18 protein-coding genes and 2 tRNA genes are annotated in these 19,915 nt (G+C 54.1%); 10 read left to right on the top strand and 10 right to left on the bottom strand.

Translation table 11 applies throughout. The features are described from left to right. Positions 1-10: 10 nt before the first annotated feature. Positions 11-553, bottom strand: coding sequence for a type VI secretion system contractile sheath small subunit (tssB, locus tag ACLJPQ_RS18690; RefSeq protein ID WP_000996815.1), 543 nt, complete (start codon positions 551-553; stop codon positions 11-13). A 99-nt stretch (positions 554-652) separates the two neighbouring features. Continuing rightward, positions 653-3,292, bottom strand: a complete 2,640-nt coding sequence (gene tssH / locus ACLJPQ_RS18685; RefSeq protein ID WP_080185182.1) for a type VI secretion system ATPase TssH — start codon at positions 3,290-3,292, stop codon at positions 653-655. A 367-nt stretch (positions 3,293-3,659) separates the two neighbouring features. Between tssH and tagK the strand changes: the two genes are divergently transcribed. The 6 genes from tagK to ACLJPQ_RS18655 are packed head-to-tail and all read left to right on the top strand — an operon-like array spanning position 3,660 to position 9,821. Continuing rightward, positions 3,660-4,562 carry a type VI secretion system-associated protein TagK gene (gene tagK / locus ACLJPQ_RS18680; RefSeq protein WP_000806680.1) on the top strand — a complete coding sequence of 301 codons (903 nt, stop codon included), beginning with the start codon at positions 3,660-3,662 and terminating at the stop codon, positions 4,560-4,562. Further along, positions 4,549-5,373, top strand: coding sequence for a type VI secretion system accessory protein TagJ (locus ACLJPQ_RS18675; RefSeq protein WP_000750546.1), 825 nt, complete (start codon positions 4,549-4,551; stop codon positions 5,371-5,373). Before tagK ends, ACLJPQ_RS18675 begins: the two co-directional genes overlap by 14 nt. After that, positions 5,370-5,864, top strand: coding sequence for a type VI secretion system baseplate subunit TssE (gene tssE, locus ACLJPQ_RS18670; protein ID WP_000108007.1), 495 nt, complete (start codon positions 5,370-5,372; stop codon positions 5,862-5,864). The genes ACLJPQ_RS18675 and tssE overlap by 4 nt, the downstream gene beginning before the upstream one ends. A 15-nt stretch (positions 5,865-5,879) precedes the next feature. Further along, positions 5,880-7,763 carry a type VI secretion system baseplate subunit TssF gene (gene tssF, locus ACLJPQ_RS18665; RefSeq protein WP_000371508.1) on the top strand — a complete coding sequence of 628 codons (1,884 nt, stop codon included), beginning with the start codon at positions 5,880-5,882 and terminating at the stop codon, positions 7,761-7,763. Next, entirely contained in the window at positions 7,760-8,755 is a 996-nt protein-coding gene (gene tssG, locus ACLJPQ_RS18660; protein ID WP_000145239.1) for a type VI secretion system baseplate subunit TssG, read from the top strand. The genes tssF and tssG overlap by 4 nt, the downstream gene beginning before the upstream one ends. Positions 8,756-8,765: 10 nt before the next feature. Then, a complete protein-coding gene (locus ACLJPQ_RS18655) occupies positions 8,766-9,821 on the top strand; it encodes an ImpA family type VI secretion system protein (RefSeq protein ID WP_080185183.1) in 1,056 nt (351 codons plus the stop codon). Between the two features lie 319 nt (positions 9,822-10,140). Here ACLJPQ_RS18655 and ACLJPQ_RS18650 read toward each other — a convergent pair. Both ACLJPQ_RS18650 and dnaQ read right to left on the bottom strand, forming a co-directional pair. Beyond that, positions 10,141-10,217: transfer RNA gene (locus tag ACLJPQ_RS18650), tRNA-Asp, on the bottom strand. Between the two features lie 133 nt (positions 10,218-10,350). Beyond that, positions 10,351-11,082 carry a DNA polymerase III subunit epsilon gene (gene dnaQ / locus ACLJPQ_RS18645; RefSeq protein ID WP_001670675.1) on the bottom strand — a complete coding sequence of 244 codons (732 nt, stop codon included), beginning with the start codon at positions 11,080-11,082 and terminating at the stop codon, positions 10,351-10,353. A 63-nt stretch (positions 11,083-11,145) separates the two neighbouring features. On the opposite strand from dnaQ, the gene rnhA reads away from it, so the two are divergent. Beyond that, positions 11,146-11,613 (top strand): ribonuclease HI, encoded by a 468-nt coding sequence (gene rnhA / locus ACLJPQ_RS18640; RefSeq protein ID WP_000917872.1) that lies wholly within the window; start codon positions 11,146-11,148, stop codon positions 11,611-11,613. On the opposite strand, the gene ACLJPQ_RS18635 is transcribed toward rnhA, so the two are convergent. Beyond that, positions 11,610-12,332 (bottom strand): class I SAM-dependent methyltransferase, encoded by a 723-nt coding sequence (locus ACLJPQ_RS18635; RefSeq protein WP_000801238.1) that lies wholly within the window; start codon positions 12,330-12,332, stop codon positions 11,610-11,612. The genes rnhA and ACLJPQ_RS18635 overlap by 4 nt on opposite strands. 34 nt (positions 12,333-12,366) lie before the next feature. Here ACLJPQ_RS18635 and gloB point away from each other — a divergent pair, with 34 nt between their 5' ends. Together gloB and mltD are read left to right on the top strand one after the other, a co-directional pair. After that, a complete protein-coding gene (gloB, locus tag ACLJPQ_RS18630; RefSeq protein ID WP_001052773.1) occupies positions 12,367-13,122 on the top strand; it encodes a hydroxyacylglutathione hydrolase in 756 nt (251 codons plus the stop codon). A 71-nt stretch (positions 13,123-13,193) separates the two neighbouring features. Further along, a complete protein-coding gene (mltD, locus tag ACLJPQ_RS18625) occupies positions 13,194-14,561 on the top strand; it encodes a murein transglycosylase D (protein ID WP_000644706.1) in 1,368 nt (455 codons plus the stop codon). A gap of 55 nt (positions 14,562-14,616) precedes the next feature. On the opposite strand, the gene ACLJPQ_RS18620 is transcribed toward mltD, so the two are convergent. The 3 genes from ACLJPQ_RS18620 to ACLJPQ_RS18610 all read right to left on the bottom strand — a co-directional run bounded on the left by ACLJPQ_RS18620 (position 14,617) and on the right by ACLJPQ_RS18610 (position 17,572). After that, complete coding sequence (locus ACLJPQ_RS18620; protein ID WP_000207236.1) at positions 14,617-15,387, bottom strand: class I SAM-dependent methyltransferase; 771 nt, start codon at positions 15,385-15,387, stop codon at positions 14,617-14,619. Positions 15,388-15,464: 77 nt separating this feature from the next. Next, the gene (locus ACLJPQ_RS18615) at positions 15,465-16,265 is read right to left on the bottom strand and encodes an endonuclease/exonuclease/phosphatase family protein (protein WP_138010027.1); all 801 of its coding nucleotides are present in this window, start codon (positions 16,263-16,265) and stop codon (positions 15,465-15,467) included. A gap of 131 nt (positions 16,266-16,396) precedes the next feature. Further along, positions 16,397-17,572 (bottom strand): MFS transporter, encoded by a 1,176-nt coding sequence (locus tag ACLJPQ_RS18610; RefSeq protein ID WP_080185184.1) that lies wholly within the window; start codon positions 17,570-17,572, stop codon positions 16,397-16,399. 104 nt (positions 17,573-17,676) lie between these two features. On the opposite strand from ACLJPQ_RS18610, the gene yafC reads away from it, so the two are divergent. Beyond that, positions 17,677-18,591, top strand: coding sequence for a DNA-binding transcriptional regulator YafC (gene yafC, locus ACLJPQ_RS18605; RefSeq protein ID WP_001647892.1), 915 nt, complete (start codon positions 17,677-17,679; stop codon positions 18,589-18,591). 20 nt (positions 18,592-18,611) lie between these two features. On the opposite strand, the gene dkgB is transcribed toward yafC, so the two are convergent. Both dkgB and ACLJPQ_RS18595 read right to left on the bottom strand, forming a co-directional pair. Further along, positions 18,612-19,415, bottom strand: coding sequence for a 2,5-didehydrogluconate reductase DkgB (dkgB, locus tag ACLJPQ_RS18600; RefSeq protein ID WP_080185185.1), 804 nt, complete (start codon positions 19,413-19,415; stop codon positions 18,612-18,614). Positions 19,416-19,579: 164 nt separating this feature from the next. After that, positions 19,580-19,656: transfer RNA gene (locus tag ACLJPQ_RS18595), tRNA-Asp, on the bottom strand. Positions 19,657-19,915 lie beyond the last annotated feature (259 nt).

The following is a 19,915-nucleotide window of genomic DNA, read 5'->3' as shown; positions in this document are numbered from 1 at the left end:
AAATTCGACGTTATTCCGCTGATTCATTATCCGCTGACACACCTTGCTGGGTAGCGGCCGGTTTCGGCGCATTCGCCAGCGTTTTCAGCAGGGTCGGGTCCTGCAACAGTTTATTGACCAGATTTTCCGCCCCGGCCTTACCATCCATGTAGGTCTGGAGGTTCGCCAGTTGGGTGCGGGCTTCCAGTAACTGGTTCAGGGCGTCCACCTTGCGGGCAATCTGTGCCGGCGAAAAGTCGTCCATATTTTCCAGCGTGATATCGACCATCAACTGACCTTCACCCGTCAGCGTATTCGGCACAGCGAACGCCACGCGCGGCGCAATGGCTTTCATGCGCTCATTGAAGTTATCAATATCAATATCGAGGAATTTGCGATCCGTCACCGGCGGCAGTTCTTCACGCGGTTTCCCGGCCAGATCGGCCAGCACCGCCATCACGAACGGCAGCTCGATTTTTTTCTCAGAGCCGTAAATCTCTACGTCATATTCAATCTGCACGCGCGGCGCGCGGTTGCGCGCGATGAATTTCTGCGCGCTATTGTTGATAGCCATAATCCTTCATTTCCTTTTTAGTCAACTGGTTGCCGCAAGGGGAGCGGTATACCGGTACAGTTTTTAAAATCGCACTACGGACACTTCGAACGGCCGGTTTCAGCAAACGATCTCAAAAACAATCTGCTCATCACCATTAACGCCGATATCAATCTGCCTGATCGCGGCTTTTTCCGTCATGGCCTGCAACCAGTAGCGCGACAGTTGCGGCAGGATGTGCTGTTCGATGTAGCCAATCAGCAACCGCGCGCCCGTTTCATGCATTGGACAGCACGCCACAATATGTGCGACCAGTTCCTCGCTATACGTCAGCGTCACGCCGTGCTGTTCACCCATCCGCGCCACCAGCCGGTCAAGGTGCAGACGGGCAATCACGCCACGCGACGTTTCGTCCAGCGGCAGGTAAGGGATCACCGTCACGCGGCCCAGAAATGCCGCCGGGAAATGCTTGCGCAATTCCGGCATTAGCGCCTCTTTAAGCCCCGTAGCATCGGGCATTAAGGCCGGATCTTCACACATCTGGCTGATGAGGTCGGAACCCACGTTGGTGGTGAGTAATAGCGTGGTGTTTTTGAAATCGACATGTGTTCCCTCACCGTCCTCCATCTCGCCCTTGTCAAACACCTGATAGAAGAGTTCATGGACGTCATGGTGCGCTTTTTCGATCTCGTCGAGCAGCACTACGCTCCAGGGGTGGCGACGCACCGCTTCCGTCAGCACACCACCCTCGCCATAGCCCACATAGCCGGGGGGCGCGCCTTTCAGCGTGGAAACGGTGTGAGCCTCCTGGAACTCGCTCATATTGATGGTAATCAGGTTCTGCTCACCGCCGTAGATAGCCTCCGCCAGCGCCAGCGCGGTTTCGGTTTTACCGACACCGGACGGCCCGGCCAGCATAAACACGCCCACCGGTTTGCGTGGATCGCCCAGTCCCGCCCTGGCGGTCTGAATACGTTCACCAATCTGCGCCAGCGCGCCGTCTTGCCCGGTAACGCGTTGCGCCAGTCGGGCAGGCAGTTCCAGCACCTGGCTGGCCTCATCTTTCACCATGCGCCCGGCAGGAATACCGGTCCAGTCGGCGACAATCGCCGCGACAACCGCCGCGCTGACTTCCGGGAACACCACCGGCGCGTCGCCCTGCCACTCCCTTAGCGCCGTTTCGGCCTGTTGCAGCGTGGTTTTGTCATCAGCATCAGACTCTGCGACACGCAGTTCCTGCAACGTATGTACCAGTTCCAGCTCCCGCTGCCAGCGGGATTCGGATGCAGTCAGTTCATCGTTGAGCGAGAAAATTCGCGCCGTCAGCGCATCGCGCCGCTCATCTGACTGAATCCCCATTTTTTCCTGCTTCTGCAACAGCGACCGTTCCATTTCCGCCGCTTTTAGCTGCTGGCGCAGGAACTGTACGCTGGCAGGCGGCGTGTGCAGCGTCAGCGCCACGCGGGCCGCGGCGGTATCCAGCAGGCTGATGGCCTTATCCGGCAACTGCCGGGCGGGAATGTAGCGGTGAGAAAGCTGTACCGCCGCACGTACCGCCTCATCCAGAATCAGTACGTTGTGGTGTTTTTCCAGCGTATCCACCAGACCACGCACCATTTCCATTGCGGGGATCTCTTCCGGTTCGGCAATCTGCAACACCTGAAAACGCCGGGTCAGCGCCGGATCTTTCTCAATATGGCGCTTGTATTCGCTCCAGGTGGTGGCGCCGATAGTCCGCAGGGTGCCGCGCGCCAGCGCCGGTTTCAGCAGGTTAGCGGCATCGCCCGTGCCGGATGCGCCGCCCGCGCCCACCAGAGTGTGAACTTCATCGACAAACAGAATAACCGGCTGCGGCGAGCGCCCGGCCTCTTCCAGTAACCCTTTCAGACGCGATTCAAACTCGCCTTTCATGCTGGCTCCGGCCAACAGAGCGCCAACGTCCAGCGCCAGTAGCCGTACTTCCCGCAGCGCGGGCGGCACTTCCCCCTGCGCAATCGCGAGGGCAAAACCTTCGACGACCGCCGTTTTCCCGACGCCCGCCTCACCAGTCAGTAGTGGATTATTCTGGCGACGGCGCAGCAGAATATCCGTCATGGTGCGGATTTCATGCTCACGCCCCGTCACCGGGTCGATTTTGCCGTCGCGCGCCTGTGCCGTCATGTCCTGACAGTATTTTGCCAGCGCGGATTTACCGTCCTGCCCGCCGTTGGGAATCGCCTGACTGCTTTCACCGGGAATGGCTGATGCCAGGCCGGAGCCGTCGTAAGGGCGCTCCTGCGCTTCCGGCGATGTTTCGATCAACGAGGGCAGTATTTCCGTCAGTTCATCAACCGGAAGCGTGGCCAGCGGCGCGCAGATACTGCTCAGTACCCGACGCAGTTCTGGCGTGGTCAACAAGGCCAGCAGCAACCAGCCGCTGCGAATTTTGTTATCGCCGTAACGGACGCTCGCCAGCATCCAGGCCTTTTCAACGCTGAGATCGATATGGTGAGAAAAATCACTAATGGCGCTGGCCCCGGCGGGCAGCATATCCAGTTGCCGGAGTAACGCTTTCTCCACATCAGAAAGAGGGATCTGGTAATGCCGAAGAACGTGGAGAATATCGTTATCGGGCTGCTGTGTTAACTGGTGCAGCCAGTGAGTCAGCTCAACCCAGGGATTAGAGCGTAGTTTGCAAAATGCCGTTGCCGATTCCAGCGACCGGAATAGTGGGCCGGCCAGTTTTCCATACAACGCACTGCGTGAAACAGGAGTTTCCATGTGTTATGCCTTGTGACATAAAAATTCATAAAAATAATGCATCAATGCATATAAATATATAAACAATTCTTTATTGATAGCCTCGAAAAAATATCGAAACAAAACAATGATACAGATCAGGGACTAATTAGCAACTAAGCCGTTAATATTAAATAATCAATGAACAGCAAGATAAAAATCGCAATTGCAGAATTAAAAGAAATAATATTTCAAAAAAGACATCTATGCATACAACAATGCATTCACGACGAAAATAATAAAAAGGGTGTCATCAATAATGACTCCCTATGAATTTAGTTAAAATTATTTATGAATTAAAACTCCCTAAACGTTTCCTCCAGAAAAATAAATACATTTAAGGGACATAATGAAACAAGACATGTGGGAATTACGGAAAATACAGTCGCAGGGTATAACGGATAACGCACAGTATCCCGCAGGGACATACATCGTATTTACTGCCGCCGCCCCCTACATTCCGCTTTTTGAGCAACATGGGAAAGACGATATCGCGCTCAGTCTTGTTCGCCACGAAGAGGCGTGGTGGATTGTTAATCACTCTGATGAACTGTGCTGTGCCGTCAATGAGCAGGTGATGGAACCTCATCACCGTATGCGGCTGAATGATGGAGATACGATTGAATGGGGTCTGTCATCCTGGTGCCTTGCCCGCACCAATGATGAGTCCCGTCCCGATGTTTCGTTTCCTCAGTTGGTTCAGTCATCTGAATCCGTTGCTGAGTACCTGGATCTGGACTGGTTTAAACAACAACAGCTCAATCCGCAGAACCCGTTCGATATTATTCCCGTCCGGGAAACCGCATCCTCTTACACCGGCCATGAAGCGGATAGCACGCTACACCAGCTTTACCAGGAATATCAGCAGGCATTGCGGCCCTCCGGGCAGGAAAAGCCCCTCCGTGCTAAACCGTTTCCCCGAAATGAAGACGCTGTCACCCAGGATTTGACGTCGTTATACGATAAAAAGGGCGACACCGACACGTTACAGGATATGGTGGCAGGCGCGCCCGGTATTGATGCCATTCTGGATACGCTGGACACGACCGGTGAGGGTGAAATGCACTGGCTGGCGATGGAATCAATGCCCGATATCCTGCAACTGCTCTCGCCGGAACTGGCGGGGAAAACCGCACATAGCGAGATACTGCCCGATCTGACCCGCCGTGAGCATCGTATTATTGGCATCGATAGCCACTACCGAATCACTCCGACACAGAAAAATGGAAATACCGCCCATGAAAAAAACTGACACGCTTCCTGCTACCCTGTCCGCGCTGCTACAGGAATACTCTATTGCGGAGGGGATTCAGATGGCGGAGCAGCAGGTTCGGGAAAATCCGGCGAAGGCGCTCTGCCGCCACAGCCTGTTTCAGTTGCTGTGTGTGGCCGGAGACTGGTCGCGGGCGCTACACCAGCTTCAGCTATGTGCCAGGATGGAGGCCAATTATACCCAGGAGGCCCGGCTGTACCGGGAGCTGGTTCGCTGCGAAATGTTCCGCCACACCGTTTTTCAGGGTGAACAACGACCAGGTTTTCTTCTGCCGCAGCCCGTTTGGGTGGAGTCACTGCTGGCGGCACTCGCCTGTCATGACGATACCGGTGAGGTTGATAAACACCGTAATACCGCACTGGAAGCCATAACAGACACGGGCGGGCAGTGGAACGGCGGCGCATTTGACTGGGCGAGCGACAGCGATTCCCGCCTTGGCCCGGTACTTGAGCTGGTCACCGGCGGCGTGTATATCTGGCTACCGTTTTCGCAAATACGCTCGCTGGAATCGCCGCAACCGACGCGCCTGACCGATCTGCTGTGGAAACCCATTAATATTACCCTGATGAATGGCGATACGCACGGCGCCTGGCTCTTTACCCGTTACAGCGGTTCGGAAAGTGCATCTGACGCCCTGCGTCTGTGCCGGGAAACCGCCTGGCAGGACGGCCCCGGCGAAACCACCGTGCGGGCGCTGGGGCAGAAAGTGTGGCTGACCAGCCACGGCGATATCAGCCTGCTGGACATGGCCCATTGTACCTTTCATGCTCAGGAAAACGATGGCGCATGAGCACGTCTCGTTTTACACCCGCTAACCACCTGCTGCCCACCCTATTTGATCGGCTGTGTGACAATGCTCCGTATCAGAAAATTGACCGGGATATCAGCGTCACGCCGGTACAACTGAAGGAGATCATTCGTCGGGATCTCTCCTTTTTGCTCAATACCATTAGCCACGAAGGTGACATCGACGCCCGGCGCTATCCGCAGGCGGCGGCGTCAGTGCTCAACTATGGCCTGCCGCCGCTGGCGGGCAGCTTTATGTATGAGCATAAGTGGGACGATATCAGCGAGGCGATCCGGCGCGCCATTATCCGTTTCGAACCCCGGCTGAACGCCGCCACACTCAGGGTCACGCCCTTGCTCGATAAAACCCGGCAGGGTAGCTATAACACGCTACAGTTTGAAATTCGCGGACAAATTCTGACGCAGCCGTATCCCACGGAGTTTCTGGTACGCAGCGCGCTGGATATGGAGCTGAGCCGCATTACGTTCTTTTAATACAGGGCATTATTCATGGATCCACGGCTACTGGAGTATTACAACCGCGAACTGAGCTACCTGCGGGAGACCGGTGCTGAGTTCGCCACCCTCCATCCCAAAATTGCCGCCCGGCTGGGGATGCAGGGAACCGATATTGCCGACCCGTATGTGGAACGCATGATCGAGGCGTTCAGCTTTCTGAGCGCCCGCACTCAGCTAAAAATTGACGCCGAGTTTCCCCGCTTCACACAGCGGTTACTGGAAGTCGTCAGCCCCAATTACGTCACCCCCACGCCATCGATGGCAGTGGTAAAGCTGTATCCCGATACGCAGGAAGGCGACCTGGCGAAAGGGGTCACCGTGCCGCGCGATACCGCGTTCGTTTCCCCCATCCCGGAAGGCGAAAATACCGCCTGCCAGTTTCGCAGCAGCCAGGACGTCACGCTGTGGCCGCTGTCCATCGAGGAGGTACGCCTGACCGCCGCGCCGCCGGATATGCCCGCCCTGCACCGCTATCTGCCGCCTAATATTCATGTCGCCGGGGCATTGCGCATCACCCTGCGAACCTTCGGGGAACTGACTTTCAGCGAGCTGGCCGGTCCGGCACGGCTGCCCTTTTACCTCTGCGGCGAAGAACGCATTGCATCACACCTGTTTGAGCTGCTGCATACCAGCGCCGTCGCCACACTGGCCGGTGAACCCGGTCACTTTGACGGCGAACTGAATGTGAATCTTCAACACCCGGTGGCGCACGAAGGGCTGGAGCCAGGGCAGGGGCTGCTGCCGCTCGCCTGGAACGTGTTTCACGGCCATAATCTGCTGCATGAATTTTTCGCCTGTCCGGAACGGTTTTACTTCTTCACCCCGACCGGATTGTCTGCCGGGTTACAAAAGGTGCAGGGCAATGTGGCGGAAATTGTCATACTGCTTAACCGCCTGCCGCCGGACTGGCTGATTCATCAGACGGACGCTGCACAGTTCAGCCTGTTCTGTACGCCGGTGATCAACCTGTTTCCCCGCACCACCACCCGGATTGAAGTTACTCACAGCGTGACGGAACAGCATCTGGTGGTGGATCGTACCCGTCCGCTGGATTACGAGGTGTTTTCTGTTCAGGAAGTCGAAGGCCTGGAAGCGGAAACCACACGGAAGATGATTTTTCGTCCGCTGTATCACACCCGTAATAATGACGAAGGCAACCACGGGCGTTATTTTTCACTGCGTCGTGAGCCGCGCCGCTCGTCAGAAAACGCCCGCCGCTATGGCACCCGAACCCCCTATACCGGCTCGGAAGTCTTCCTGTCGCTGGTTGATCAGCATGAAGCGCCCTACCCGGAAAATCTGCGCCATATCACCGTCACGGCAATGGTGACTAACCGCGATCTGCCCTGCCTTATTCCACGTAATGGCCGGGATGATCTGACCGTAGATGCGGCGATTCCGGTGGCGGGCGTGGGTCTTATCAGACCGCCGCGCCCGCCGCAGCCGCCGCTGGCTGAACGCGAAATGGCCTGGCGGCTGATCCGGCAGTTGTCGTTTAATTATCTGCCGCTGGCCGATCTGGATCACCGCACCGGCGGCCAGGCGCTGCGCGATCTGCTGAACCTGTTTATCCCGGCTCACGACAGCCCGCAGTCGCGCCAGGTGCGCAGCCTGATTGGCTGCAAAACCACCCCAGTGACCCGCCGCCTGCCCGGCTCCGGCCTGTTGGTTTATGGCCGGGGCGTCAGTTGCGAACTGACCGTGGACGAAGAAGGATTTTCCGGTATCAGTCCTTACCTGTTCGGTCTGGTGCTGGAACACTATATTGCCCGCCATGTTTCCATTAATACCTTCTCGCAGATGACGCTGCACTCGATGCAACGCGGGCATGTCATGACCTGGCCGGTCAGAACCGGGCAACGGGGGAGCGTATGACCGGCGCTCTCGACCAGGCGCAGAAAACCCCCTGGCGTTACGGATTCCTGAACCTGATGCGGCGCGTGGATGCCCAGCTCTGTGATACTCCGGCAGGCAGTATCTGGCAGCCACGGATGGAAAAATTCCGTCTGGGACAGACGCCGACGATGACCTTTGCGCCACGGGAAATCGCCCAGGTCAGCTGGCAGGATGGACGCCTGCACCTGAGCCTGTACAGCCTCGGACTATGGGGGCCAAACGGCCCGTTGCCGCTGCACTATACCGAGCTGGCACTGAACCGCTCAGAGAGTCGTCACGATCCGACGCTGGTTCATTTTTCCAATATTTTTCACCACCGCTGGCTGACGCAGTTCTGGCAGGCATGGCGCAGCGCCCAGTCCGCTGGTGGCGGGCTGGACAAACCGGAACACGACCGTTTTGCGTTTTATATCGCCAGTCTCAGCGGGCAGGATCTACGGGAAAGCGCCGAAAGCCCGCTGTCAGATCATGTTCGCCTGGCAGCCTCCGCCCATCTGGTACGCGAATCGCGCAATCCTGACGGGCTGGCCGCCACGCTGGCGCACTATTTCAGCGTACCTTTTGCGGTGAAAGAGTTCGCCCTGCACTGGATAACGGTGGCGAACGATGAAATCACCCGTCTGGGCACGCCTGCGCAGTCTTCGGTGCTGGGCAACGGGGCGCTTATCGGCCAGGCCGTACCGGATATGCAGTACAAATTCCGGCTAATTATCGGCCCGCTCACGCTGGAGGATTACCTGCGTTTTCTGCCCGGCGGCAACAATCTGCCCGTGCTGACAGAACTGGTGCGTACGTTCATCGGTTTTGAATATTGCTGGGAAATTGAGCTGCAGTTGAAGCCTCATGCCGCACCGCCTGCGGTGATCGGCGGCGCGCAGCGGCTTGGCTGGACGGCCTGGGCAGGTAAAGCCATGCATGACCGTCCGGTGACCGGCATGATTTTTGAACCTGAACACGGCTTAACCCACTGAGAGTAATGATATGGATATGTCCCTGACTAAACCGGTAAGCGCGGAACAACCCTGCGGCCCCGATCCGGAGTACGATCCGGAGTACCTGCTGCTGTTCAGCCGCGCCGCCCCCCAGGCGGAGGCGCAATATGGTGATTTTGTCAGTACGCCGGAAGCCGTGAACTGGCCGGAAATTGAGCGTGATGCGCGCCGTCTGCTCACGCGCAGTAAGGATATCCGGGTGTTGATCCTGCTGCTGCGCAGTCGCATCCAGCAGGCTGGCGCACAGGGACTGGCGGAAATGCTCACGCAACTGGCAGAACTGAGCGTAATCTGGTCTGATGCACTCCATCCGCAGCTGCTTACCGGCGAAGACGCATCCGCAGAGTCTATTGAAGATGCGGCGCTGGCGCGCAGTAATGCCCTGGCGGCGCTGCTGGATCACGAAGGCGTGATGGCAGACATTCGCGGTATCACGCTGTCAAACAGTGCCGCCCTGCGCCTGCAGGTACGGGATGTCGAGCGCGCGTTATCCGCTCCCCGCCCGGCTGATGCGTTGGCCCCCGAATCTGTCCGCCAGCAACTGGCCGACCTCGAAGCCCGTGGGGCATTACCGCTGGCGGCGTTTCGCGAAGCGCAGGAAAGCGCAGAACGCCTGCAAGTGTGGGCGCGTGAGACATTAGGCGATCTGGCTCCAGATTTTTCACGCCTGCGGCAGTTGTTAGCGCTGCTGCCTGACGTGGTACAGACAACCACACCGGAAATCCCTCCGTCGCCAGCGCCAGTGCCAGCTCCCGCAGGCACGGTTATGGATAATGCCGTTCCGGCACGGGCAGAGGATGTGCCGCCTGTCAACGCGCCACCCGGTATATCCCTCCCACACAATGCTGAACCGGGGCCAATTCGCGATCGTAATGATGCGCTGGAGCGCCTGCGGTGCATTCGTCGCTGGTTTGAGAGCAGTGAACCCAGTAGCCCGACCATCCCACTGTTACGCCAGGCTGAAAGACTGGTGGGAAAACGGTTCTCGGAGGTGATCAATGAGATCCCGGTGGAGTTGCTGGAGAAGTGGGATGCCCTGGAATGATGATGCGCATGTCTGGCGGTTCTCCGTGATTATCTGAGTGACATCAACATTACGCAGTCTGCTTCTGCGCTGAACATGTCCCGATCCCGGTTAAGCACCGCCATGAGGCCGCGCCTTAAATGTCAGTGGGACAAAATAACCATGACAGTGAAAGAAGGGGCGGTAATATCCTGTTCGTCATCCAGGCGTAGGCCCATTTGCGTTAGATTCCACGATAGGCGGTGGAACTTCTTGAAGACGAAAAAAAACCGTATCCCTTTTACAGTGATACGGTTTTTTTACTTCACAGGATGTATAAAAACACCCTGAGATTTGTATCTGGCGGAACGGACGGGACTCGAACCCGCGACCCCCTGCGTGACAGGCAGGTATTCTAACCAACTGAACTACCGCTCCGTGATGTTCCTGCTGGGAACGAGGCGAATATTACGGTTTGCGGTGTCGCCCGTCAACGCTTTTTCTCACCTTTTGAATCAGTTGCTGCAAAAATCGCCCGAAGGATGATTTTTATAGCCTAAAAAGGAATAAATTACGCCCGCCAAAGGCAACTTCCGCCCTTTTTCTGCACCAGATCAAGCCGCGATTCATGCGCAGCCAGCTCTTCCTCAGAGGCAAAAACGACCCGTAACCGGCTGGCCTGGCGAACGATTCGCTGAATGGTCGCTTCACCTTGCTGCCGTTGCGTCTCTCCTTCCATCGCAAACGTCATGGACGTTTGTCCGCCCGTCATCGCCAGATACACTTCGGCAAGGATCTGGGCATCGAGCAATGCGCCGTGCAAAGTACGTTTGCTATTATCTATCTCATAACGCGAACACAGCGCATCAAGGCTGTTACGCTTGCCGGGGAACATTTTCCGCGCCAACGCCAGGCTATCGGTAACTTTGCAGAAAGTATTGGTTTTAGGAATATCGCGTTTAAGCAGACCAAACTCATAATCCATAAAGCCGATATCGAACGATGCGTTATGGATGACCAGCTCCGCACCGCGGATATAATCAAGAAACTCATCGACCACATCAGCAAAAACCGGCTTATCCAGCAGAAACTCATCGGCAATACCGTGTACGCCAAACGCTTCCGGATCCACCAGCCGATCCGGCTTCAGGTAAACATGAAAATTGTTGCCGGTCAGACGACGGTTTATCACCTCAACCGCACCGATCTCAATAATCTTGTGACCTTCATAGTGCGCGCCTATCTGGTTCATACCGGTGGTTTCGGTATCGAGGACAATCTGTCGTGTAATTGCAGTGCTCATATCGGTCATTTATGTCAGACTTGCGTTTTGTTATCGATTTCAATTACAGGAAGTCTACCAGAGATGCTTAAACAGGTAGAAATTTTCACCGATGGCTCTTGCCTGGGGAATCCAGGGCCTGGTGGTTATGGCGCTATCTTACGCTATCGCGGTCATGAAAAAACGTTTAGTGAAGGTTACACGCTGACCACCAATAACCGTATGGAACTGATGGCGGCGATCGTCGCGCTTGAAGCGTTAAAAGAACATTGCGAAGTGACATTGAGCACCGACAGTCAATATGTGCGGCAAGGAATTACCCAATGGATTCATAACTGGAAGAAACGCGGCTGGAAAACAGCGGAAAAGAAACCCGTAAAAAATGTCGATCTGTGGAAACGTCTCGATGCTGCGTTAGGTCAGCATCAGATCAAATGGGTATGGGTCAAAGGCCATGCAGGCCATCCCGAAAACGAGCGTTGTGATGAACTGGCGCGCGCCGCGGCAATGAACCCCACGCAGGAAGATAGTGGCTACCAGGCGGAGGCTTAGCCATCCGGTTTGCGATATTGCCGGGTGGCGCCAACGGTCTGGCGGATAGGGGTTTTACTTTTATTATGTCGCAGCGGATTAAGCGTAAGCGGGATGGTCCGCTTACGGGCCACAATAAGCTGTAAACAGCCCAGCGCCGGGATATGCGTATTTAAAAGCCGCCCCCCCTGCTTTTTCCAGGGTAAGACATGAAAACGGCTATAATGTAGCACTTCAAAATTGAGTAAAGACAGCCAGTCCAGTTGCCGCATAAGGGTAAACATCCGACTATTATAGGGCGGTGTTTTACGTAAAACAGGTACCAGTTTACGTAACCCCATCAAACTCAGCGGGTTAAATCCACTGATGACCAGCCAACCGTCATCAATCAATACGCGGTCGGCTTCCCGCAATAAACGGTGCGGGTCGGTACACCACGGCAAAGTATGCGCCAGCAGACAAACATCGACGGATTTATCTGCAAAAGGAAGGTGTAGCGGATCGGCCAGAACTTGCATCGGCGACCCCTGCGATGAAACATTCACCTGATGAGAGACCGCGCACGCTTCGGAATTGATTTCTGCGCTTAAATTACCGATTTTAAGCAAATGGAAACCATACATTTTTGCAAACCACGGATTGAGCTGCTGTTCCAGCGCCTCACGGTAGTAATTGCCCCAGGGCAACTCACCCCAACATCCGGGCGCAACGACAGTTTGAGAGAGCCTTGCCGGTTTCATCGCAACCTTCCGCTAATTATTTGAGAGGTAATATATGAATCTTAACAGTATTCCCGCGTTTCAGGACAATTACATCTGGGTGCTGACCAATGATGAAGGCCGCTGTGTGATTGTTGATCCCGGCGAAGCGGCCCCCGTCTTAAAGGCCATTGCTGAACATAAGTGGATGCCGGAGGCGATTTTTCTGACGCATCACCATCACGACCATGTTGGCGGAGTCAAAGAGCTGTTGCAACACTTCCCGCAAATGACGGTTTATGGACCGGCGGAAACGCAAGACAAGGGAGCAACCCATCTTGTTGGCGATGGCGATACTATTCGCGTTTTAGGCGAGAAATTTACTCTTTTTGCCACGCCGGGCCACACGTTAGGACACGTCTGTTACTTTAGCCACCCTTACTTATTCTGCGGCGACACGCTGTTTTCTGGCGGCTGTGGTCGACTGTTTGAAGGCACGCCATCACAGATGTATCAGTCACTTATGAAAATTAATTCTCTGCCTGACGACACGCTCATTTGCTGCGCTCACGAATACACTTTAGCTAACATTAAGTTCGCATTGAGCATACTTCCGCACGATTCGTTCATAAATGAATATTATCGTAAAGTTAAAGAGTTACGTGTAAAAAAACAAATGACATTACCCGTTATTCTTAAAAATGAGCGTAAGATTAATCTTTTTTTAAGAACTGAAGATATTGATTTAATTAACGAAATCAACAAAGAAACAATATTGCAACAACCAGAAGCGCGTTTTGCATGGTTAAGGTCAAAGAAAGACACGTTCTGATAATTCTTACTTGTCATTCGCTAACTTCGCCGTTATGATCGGTCGTCTTTTAAGCAACTATTGACACACACATGAAGGCAAAAGCGATATTACTCGCCTCTGTCCTGCTTGTGGGGTGCCAGACGTCTCAGAACACTGGCAACGTCCAACAGCACGCACAGAGCCTTTCTGCAGCTGGTCAAGGGGAAGCAGGAAAGTTTACGAGTCAGGCACGATGGATGGACGACGGAACGTCTATCGCGCCAGATCAGGACTTGTGGGCTTTCATTGGCGACGAGCTAAAGATGGGAATTCCGGAAAACAGCCGGATTCGCGAACAGAAACAGAAGTATTTACGCAATAAGAGCTATCTCCACGATGTAACTTTACGGGCAGAGCCGTATATGTACTGGATAGCGGGGCAGGTTAAGAAACGTAACATGCCTATGGAGCTGGTACTACTACCCATAGTGGAGAGCGCTTTTGATCCTCACGCAACGTCTGGCGCCAATGCCGCAGGCATCTGGCAGATCATACCGAGCACAGGGCGCAATTATGGTTTAAAGCAGACCCGTAATTATGACGCGCGTCGCGATGTTGTAGCCTCTACGACCGCCGCGTTAGACATGATGCAGCGTCTGAACAAAATGTTTGACGGCGACTGGCTGTTAACCGTTGCAGCGTATAACAGCGGCGAAGGCCGTGTTATGCGGGCAATTAAAGCAAACAAAGCGCGTGGAAAACCGACGGATTTCTGGTCGCTTTCTTTGCCCAGGGAAACGAAACTCTACGTACCTAAGATGCTGGCATTGAGTGAAATTCTCAAAAACAGCAAACGCTACGGCGTACGTCTGCCAACAACAGATGAAAGCCGAGCGCTGGCACGAGTTCGTTTAAACAGTCCAGTTGAAATGGCCCAGGTTGCGGATATGGCGGGCATGTCTATCAGCAAGCTGAAGACGTTTAATGCCGGTGTAAAAGGGTCTACCTTAGGCGTAAGCGGTCCGCAATATGTTATGGTGCCCAAAAAGCATGCCGAGCAGTTGCGTGAGTCGCTGGCTTCCGGTGAGATTGACGCCGTTCAGTCCCAACTGATCGCCGACAATACTCCGTTGAATAGCCGTAGCTATAAGGTGCGCTCTGGCGATACGCTTTCCGGTATTGCTTCGCGGCTTGGCGTAAGCACGAAGGACTTGCAGCAGTGGAACAACCTGCGTGGTTCGCGCCTGAAAATCGGGCAAAGCCTGACCGTAGGCGCTGGCAGCAGCGCGCAACGACTGGCAAACAATAGCGATAGCATTACCTATCGTGTCCGTAAAGGCGATTCGCTTTCCAGTATCGCCAGACGTCACGGGGTGAATATCAAAGATGTGATGCGCTGGAACCATGATACGGATAATCTACAACCGGGCGATCAGCTTACGTTGTTTGTGAAGGACAATAGCACGCCAGACTCCTGATATTGTCCGACGAAAAAGCCAAAAGGCGCCGCTTCCCCCGGCGCCTTTTAAATTGCTATACCGCTTTATGCGCTTCCAGCATGATAGTATCGCTGCTAAACGAGCCGTCATCCTGCAACTCAAAATAACGCTTCACCTCTACCGGGGCACTCGCCTGATATAATCGAATCGCCTCAACCAACGGCGCTGGCGTACGCATCCGCGTTACCCATGAGCGAAACTCCAGCGATAAACGATCGGTTATCACGGTATTCGTTACCAGCATCGCGTTATTGACCATCGCCAGCCATTCACCACTGGAATAGTTACGGACATGCGACGTGTCGCGTAACGCCTCCACCGTTTGCAGCCAGATATCGCGTACAGGATGTCCAGGCGACATGACATCCATGATAATCAGCACGCCGCCGGGTTTTAATACACGATAAACCTCACGCAATGCCTGACCAACGTCGTGCCAGTGATGCGCGGAATAGCGGCTAATCACCACCTCAAACGATGCATCTTCAAAGGGCAGTTTTTCGGCATAGCCTTGGCGGAGAGTAATATTACTTAAATGTCTTTCTTCCGCCGCTCCAGCGACAACCTCAAGCATGCTGGCGGATAAATCGTATGCCACGACCGAGTTGGCATGTTGCGCAGCGACAAAACTCGCGTGTCCAGCCCCACATCCCATATCCAGTACGTTCGCGTGGGAAAAATCAGACAACCTTTGCGCCAGCCGCGCTAAGTCACGACCCGATGCGTGAACGGCGCTATGTAAATAGGCGTTCGCCTGTGAACCAAACTGCTTTTCAACATTGTCATGGTGGGAATGCGTTGTCATGGTAGTGCCCTTCTGTTATGAGAAAAATAGAGGGCAGCACCCGCAGAGGCCTGCCCCACGGCAGACCTGACGCACCTTTATTGCTCAGGTTTGCCGGGACTGAATTCAACGAGTAGCGGATTGTGATCGGAAGCGCGCGTCACCAGTACGGAGGCTTCATTCACGTTTAAACCACGATAAAAAACAAAATCCAGCGGTCGTCCAAACGCACGACGGCGCTGATCGTCAGTGAAACGCACCTGGCGCAGCGACATCTCACGTGCAAAGCGGTACAACGCATTCATACGTGGGCGGCTCCAGGCATTAAAATCCCCCGCCATAATGACAGGGCCGCTATGGTGCGCAATCTGGTCGCCGATCGGAAGTAACTGCTTACTGTACACGTCCACGCCCAGACTAAAATTTACCGCATGAACATTTACTACCATTAATAAACGGGTATCCGGCAAGGGATATACCGTCACCAGGGCTGATTTCGCCAAACGTAAAATCGGTTCTCTTTCCCGTAAAGGGCAGCAGTAAACAGGATGGGAGGCAGAAAGCGTCATGACGCCAGACGGATGCTGAGGTAGTACAAAAGCGGGAACCTGGTCGGCGGCAAGATAGTTAGCGGTGGCAAACTGTACCAGTTCAGGCGTCGTCTGTGCCTCCTGCAACAGGACCAGATGCGCATCTTTGCCGTAGTTCTTCAGCACCGATAACCATTCGGCTCGCTGCTGCTTGAATATATTCCACACGAGGATACGGATCCGCTCTTCACTGCTTAGCGGTTCCCCGGCGGGCAATGCCTGGCCGATGCTCGCAAACGACCCTGGCGGCAAAATCCGCTCGGCGGGCTGTCCGGCAACATAGCGCATCGCATAGGTATTTTTTCGCACTTTTGACTTTCAAACCTCTGTAACGTCAACCAGTCCTCAACCGGACTGGTTCTTCTGTTATAGGGATTTTAGCACTCACTTTCAACGAACAATTGCAGTTTGTTTTGTAAGTAGGCGCTTACATCAATAATTTACTCCAGTGCAATGCGTACAGGTTTATCAAGACGTCCGCTGACACCCATCAGCAGGAAAGCCACCAGAACAATGAGGGCGCCAATCCACGGCGTCTGCGCCAAACCGTAATGCGCCACCGTTTGCCCGCCAATCACGGAGCCCAGCGCAATACCAATGTTAAACGCCGCAATGTTCAGACCTGACGCCACATCAACGGCATTGGGCGTAAATTGTTCCGCTTTCTGTACCACGTAGACCTGCAAACCCGGTACGTTACCGAAGGCAAAGACCCCCATCACCAGAATGGTAGCCAGCGCGGCATACTGCGTGGAGGCCGTCACCTGGAAGACCATAAGCAGAACAAACAGCGCGGCGAAAATGAATTTCAACGCCGGCACGGCACCATGCTTATCTGCCAGTTTACCGCCCCAGATATTGCCGATAGCCACTGATACGCCATACCCCAGTAAGATCCAGCTTACTGCTGCCGGGGAGAATCCCGCCAGATCCTGCATCATCGGCGCCAGGAAGGTGAATGCCGTGAATACCCCGCCGTAGCCCAGCGCCGTAACGGCGTAAATCAGCAACAGACGAGGATGAGTCAGTACTTTTACCTGGTCACGAATGCTGGCGGCCGCCCGACCGGGAATGTTGGTCGGGATCAGCAGTTGACTGCTCATCAGCGCAATCACGCCTAACAGTGATACCGCAAGGAAGGTCTCACGCCAGCCAAAATGCTGACCGATAAATGTTCCCAGCGGCACGCCCGTGACCAGCGCTACCGTTAAACCACCAAACATAATAGCGATCGCAGAAGCCGCTTTCTCTTTTGGCACCAGACTTGTCGCGATGGTAGATCCAATCGAGAAGAACACGCCGTGCGCCAGGCCCGTCAGCAGACGGGCGACGATTAATGTCATATAGCCCGGTGCCTGCCATGCCAGCAAATTCCCCGCCGTAAACAAGACCATCAGCGCGACCAGTAACTGTTTACGCGGCAGGCGTCCGGTCAGCGCGGTTAGCACCGGCGCGCCAATAGCCACACCCAGCGCATAGATTGAAACCAGCATTCCGGCGGAAGGTAACGAGATAGCCAGTTGTTGAGCAATGGTCGGCACCAGGCCGACAATCACAAACTCAGTCGTACCGATAGCGAAAGCACTTATAGTCAGTGCAAATAAAGCGAGAGGCATACATAACTCCATAACAGCAGTAATCAGATGACACGCAGTATGCCTGGATGTTTTAATGACAAAAATAGCCAAAATATCAATTTAATTTTGCTTCAGGAGCAAAAATGAAAGCCACCTCCGAAGAACTCGCAATTTTTGTCGCTGTCGTGGAAAGCGGCAGCTTCAGCCGGGCGGCAGAGCAGCTTGGACAGGCCAATTCCGCTGTCAGCCGGGCAGTTAAAAAGCTGGAGATGAAGCTCGGCGTCAGTCTGCTTAATCGTACGACCCGACAGCTGAGCCTGACTGAAGAAGGAGAGCGATACTTCAGGCGCGTGCAGCAGATACTGCAAGAAATGGCCGCCGCAGAAACGGAAATCATGGAGTCGCGTAATACCCCGCGCGGCTTACTGCGTATTGATGCGGCAACGCCGGTAATGCTGCATTTCCTGATGCCGCTGATTAAACCTTTTCGTGAACGGTATCCGGAAATAACGTTGTCTCTTGTCTCCTCAGAAACGTTCATCAATCTTATTGAACGAAAAGTGGATGTTGCGATACGCGCAGGCACGTTGACAGATTCAAGTCTGCGCGCGCGTCCGTTATTTACCAGTTATCGTAAGATTATCGCCTCACCGGATTATATTGCCCGTTTTGGCAAGCCAGAGACCGTTGAAGAGTTAAAACGGCATCTGTGCCTGGGGTTCTCTGAACCCATCTCGCTCAATACCTGGCCAATAGCCTGTAGCGATGGGCAGCTCCATGAGATCGAATGTGGGATTTCTTCCAACAGCGGAGAAACGTTAAAACAGCTTTGCCTGAACGGTAACGGCATTGCATGTCTTTCAGATTATATGATTGATAAAGAGATCGCACGGGGAGAACTGGTGGAACTGCTGGCCGATAAACGTCTGCCGGTAGAAATGCCTTTCAGCGCCGTTTACTACAGCGATCGCGCCGTCAGCACACGCATTCGGGCATTTATCGACTTTTTGAGCGAATATATAAGAACAGCTCCCGCAGGAGCTGTGAAAGAGGGTTAAAGGTACAAAGGATCGGGTAATTAATCCCAGTCAGGAGCCAGTCCTTCCGGGCTAACCAGACGATCGTTGCGGTCCAGTGCCGCGATCGCATTTTTATCTTCGGCATCCAGATGCAGTTCCAGTGCCAGCAGGTTGCTTGCCAGGTTTTCACGCCTGGTGGATGAAGGGATCACGGAGTAACCTTCACCCATTGCCCATGCCAGAATAATCTGCGCCGGGGTCGCATTATGTTTAGCCGCAATGCGTGCAATCACTTCATCTTTCAGCGCTTTACCGTATGCCAGCGTCATATAAGAGGTGATGTGGATACCGTGCGCTTTCGCCCAGTCAACCACCTTACGATTCTGCAGATACGGAGATAGCTCAATCTGGTTGGTGGCTATATGGTCTGCGCCCACCGCGGCAATAGCCTTTTCCATCAACGGAATGGTGAAGTTTGAAATGCCAATTTCGCGAGTCAGCCCTTGTTTTTTAGCTTCCAGCAATGCCTGCATAAATTCTTCGACAGACACGGCATCACCCGGAGATGGCCAGTGGATCAGCGTCAGATCGACATAATCGGTACGCAGTTTTTTCAGGCTCTCTTTCAGGCTTGGGATTAGCTTGTCTTTGCTAAGGTTTTCAATCCAGATCTTGGTGGTGATGTACAGCTCATTACGCGGTACGCCGCTCTCAGCAATCGCCTGTCCAACAGCCGCTTCATTATCATAGATTTGCGCAGTGTCGACAGCACGGTAGCCCAGTTCAAGCGCCGTTTTAACAGAAGCGATAACCACGTCGTCTTTCAGGCGAAAAGTACCTAAACCGAATGCAGGGATAGTCATAGAATTCCTCTTTTTAATCACTATGTTCGTTAACTGAGGGGATTATGACCTTCAGCGCTTTGCAGAAAAAGAGCGAGAAATGCAGAGGATTTTTGCGAATTGAGCAATAATTAAATGACATGCAAAGAAAAAGCCCTGAGCTAATGCTCAGGGCTCTTAATAAGTGGCGGAACGGACGGGACTCGAACCCGCGACCCCCTGCGTGACAGGCAGGTATTCTAACCAACTGAACTACCGCTCCACCGAATTTCTTTGTCACAATCCGGATTTTCATCCCGGTTTACTGCAATTTGATGCCTGGCAGTTTATGAATCACTTCGTGATTCACCCTTCGGGCCGTTGCTTCGCAACGTTCAAAAGCTTTCGCTTTTGTCCTACTCTCTGTCGAGTAGTGAACTGCCCCGAAAGTTAATGCCATACTTCTAATTTGATGCCTGGCAGTTCCCTACTCTCGCATGGGGAGACCCCACACTACCATCGGCGCTACGGCGTTTCACTTC

The sequence above is a fragment of the Salmonella sp. SAL04213 genome (assembly GCF_046550535.1).
In the GTDB taxonomy this organism is placed as follows: domain Bacteria; phylum Pseudomonadota; class Gammaproteobacteria; order Enterobacterales; family Enterobacteriaceae; genus Salmonella; species Salmonella enterica.
The sequence above is the reverse complement of the archived record's forward strand: the minus strand, read 5'-3'. Positions and strand labels throughout refer to the sequence as shown.

Bases quoted from the DNA above. Each gene is read 5' to 3' on its own strand.
- rnhA (WP_000917872.1), top strand. From the start codon at position 11,146: ATGCTTAAACAGGTAGAAATTTTCACCGATGGCTCTTGCCTGGGGAAT.
- tssF (WP_000371508.1), top strand. From the start codon at position 5,880: ATGGATCCACGGCTACTGGAGTATTACAACCGCGAACTGAGCTACCTG.
- ACLJPQ_RS18655 (WP_080185183.1), top strand. From the start codon at position 8,766: ATGGATATGTCCCTGACTAAACCGGTAAGCGCGGAACAACCCTGCGGC.
- ACLJPQ_RS18635 (WP_000801238.1), bottom strand. From the start codon at position 12,332: ATGAAACCGGCAAGGCTCTCTCAAACTGTCGTTGCGCCCGGATGTTGG.
- tagK (WP_000806680.1), top strand. From the start codon at position 3,660: ATGAAACAAGACATGTGGGAATTACGGAAAATACAGTCGCAGGGTATA.
- gloB (WP_001052773.1), top strand. From the start codon at position 12,367: ATGAATCTTAACAGTATTCCCGCGTTTCAGGACAATTACATCTGGGTG.
- tssE (WP_000108007.1), top strand. From the start codon at position 5,370: ATGAGCACGTCTCGTTTTACACCCGCTAACCACCTGCTGCCCACCCTA.
- tssB (WP_000996815.1), bottom strand. From the start codon at position 553: ATGGCTATCAACAATAGCGCGCAGAAATTCATCGCGCGCAACCGCGCG.
- dkgB (WP_080185185.1), bottom strand. From the start codon at position 19,415: ATGACTATCCCTGCATTCGGTTTAGGTACTTTTCGCCTGAAAGACGAC.
- tssH (WP_080185182.1), bottom strand. From the start codon at position 3,292: ATGGAAACTCCTGTTTCACGCAGTGCGTTGTATGGAAAACTGGCCGGC.
- dnaQ (WP_001670675.1), bottom strand. From the start codon at position 11,082: ATGAGCACTGCAATTACACGACAGATTGTCCTCGATACCGAAACCACC.
- ACLJPQ_RS18675 (WP_000750546.1), top strand. From the start codon at position 4,549: ATGAAAAAAACTGACACGCTTCCTGCTACCCTGTCCGCGCTGCTACAG.
- mltD (WP_000644706.1), top strand. From the start codon at position 13,194: ATGAAGGCAAAAGCGATATTACTCGCCTCTGTCCTGCTTGTGGGGTGC.
- ACLJPQ_RS18620 (WP_000207236.1), bottom strand. From the start codon at position 15,387: ATGACAACGCATTCCCACCATGACAATGTTGAAAAGCAGTTTGGTTCA.
- yafC (WP_001647892.1), top strand. From the start codon at position 17,677: ATGAAAGCCACCTCCGAAGAACTCGCAATTTTTGTCGCTGTCGTGGAA.
- tssG (WP_000145239.1), top strand. From the start codon at position 7,760: ATGACCGGCGCTCTCGACCAGGCGCAGAAAACCCCCTGGCGTTACGGA.
- ACLJPQ_RS18610 (WP_080185184.1), bottom strand. From the start codon at position 17,572: ATGCCTCTCGCTTTATTTGCACTGACTATAAGTGCTTTCGCTATCGGT.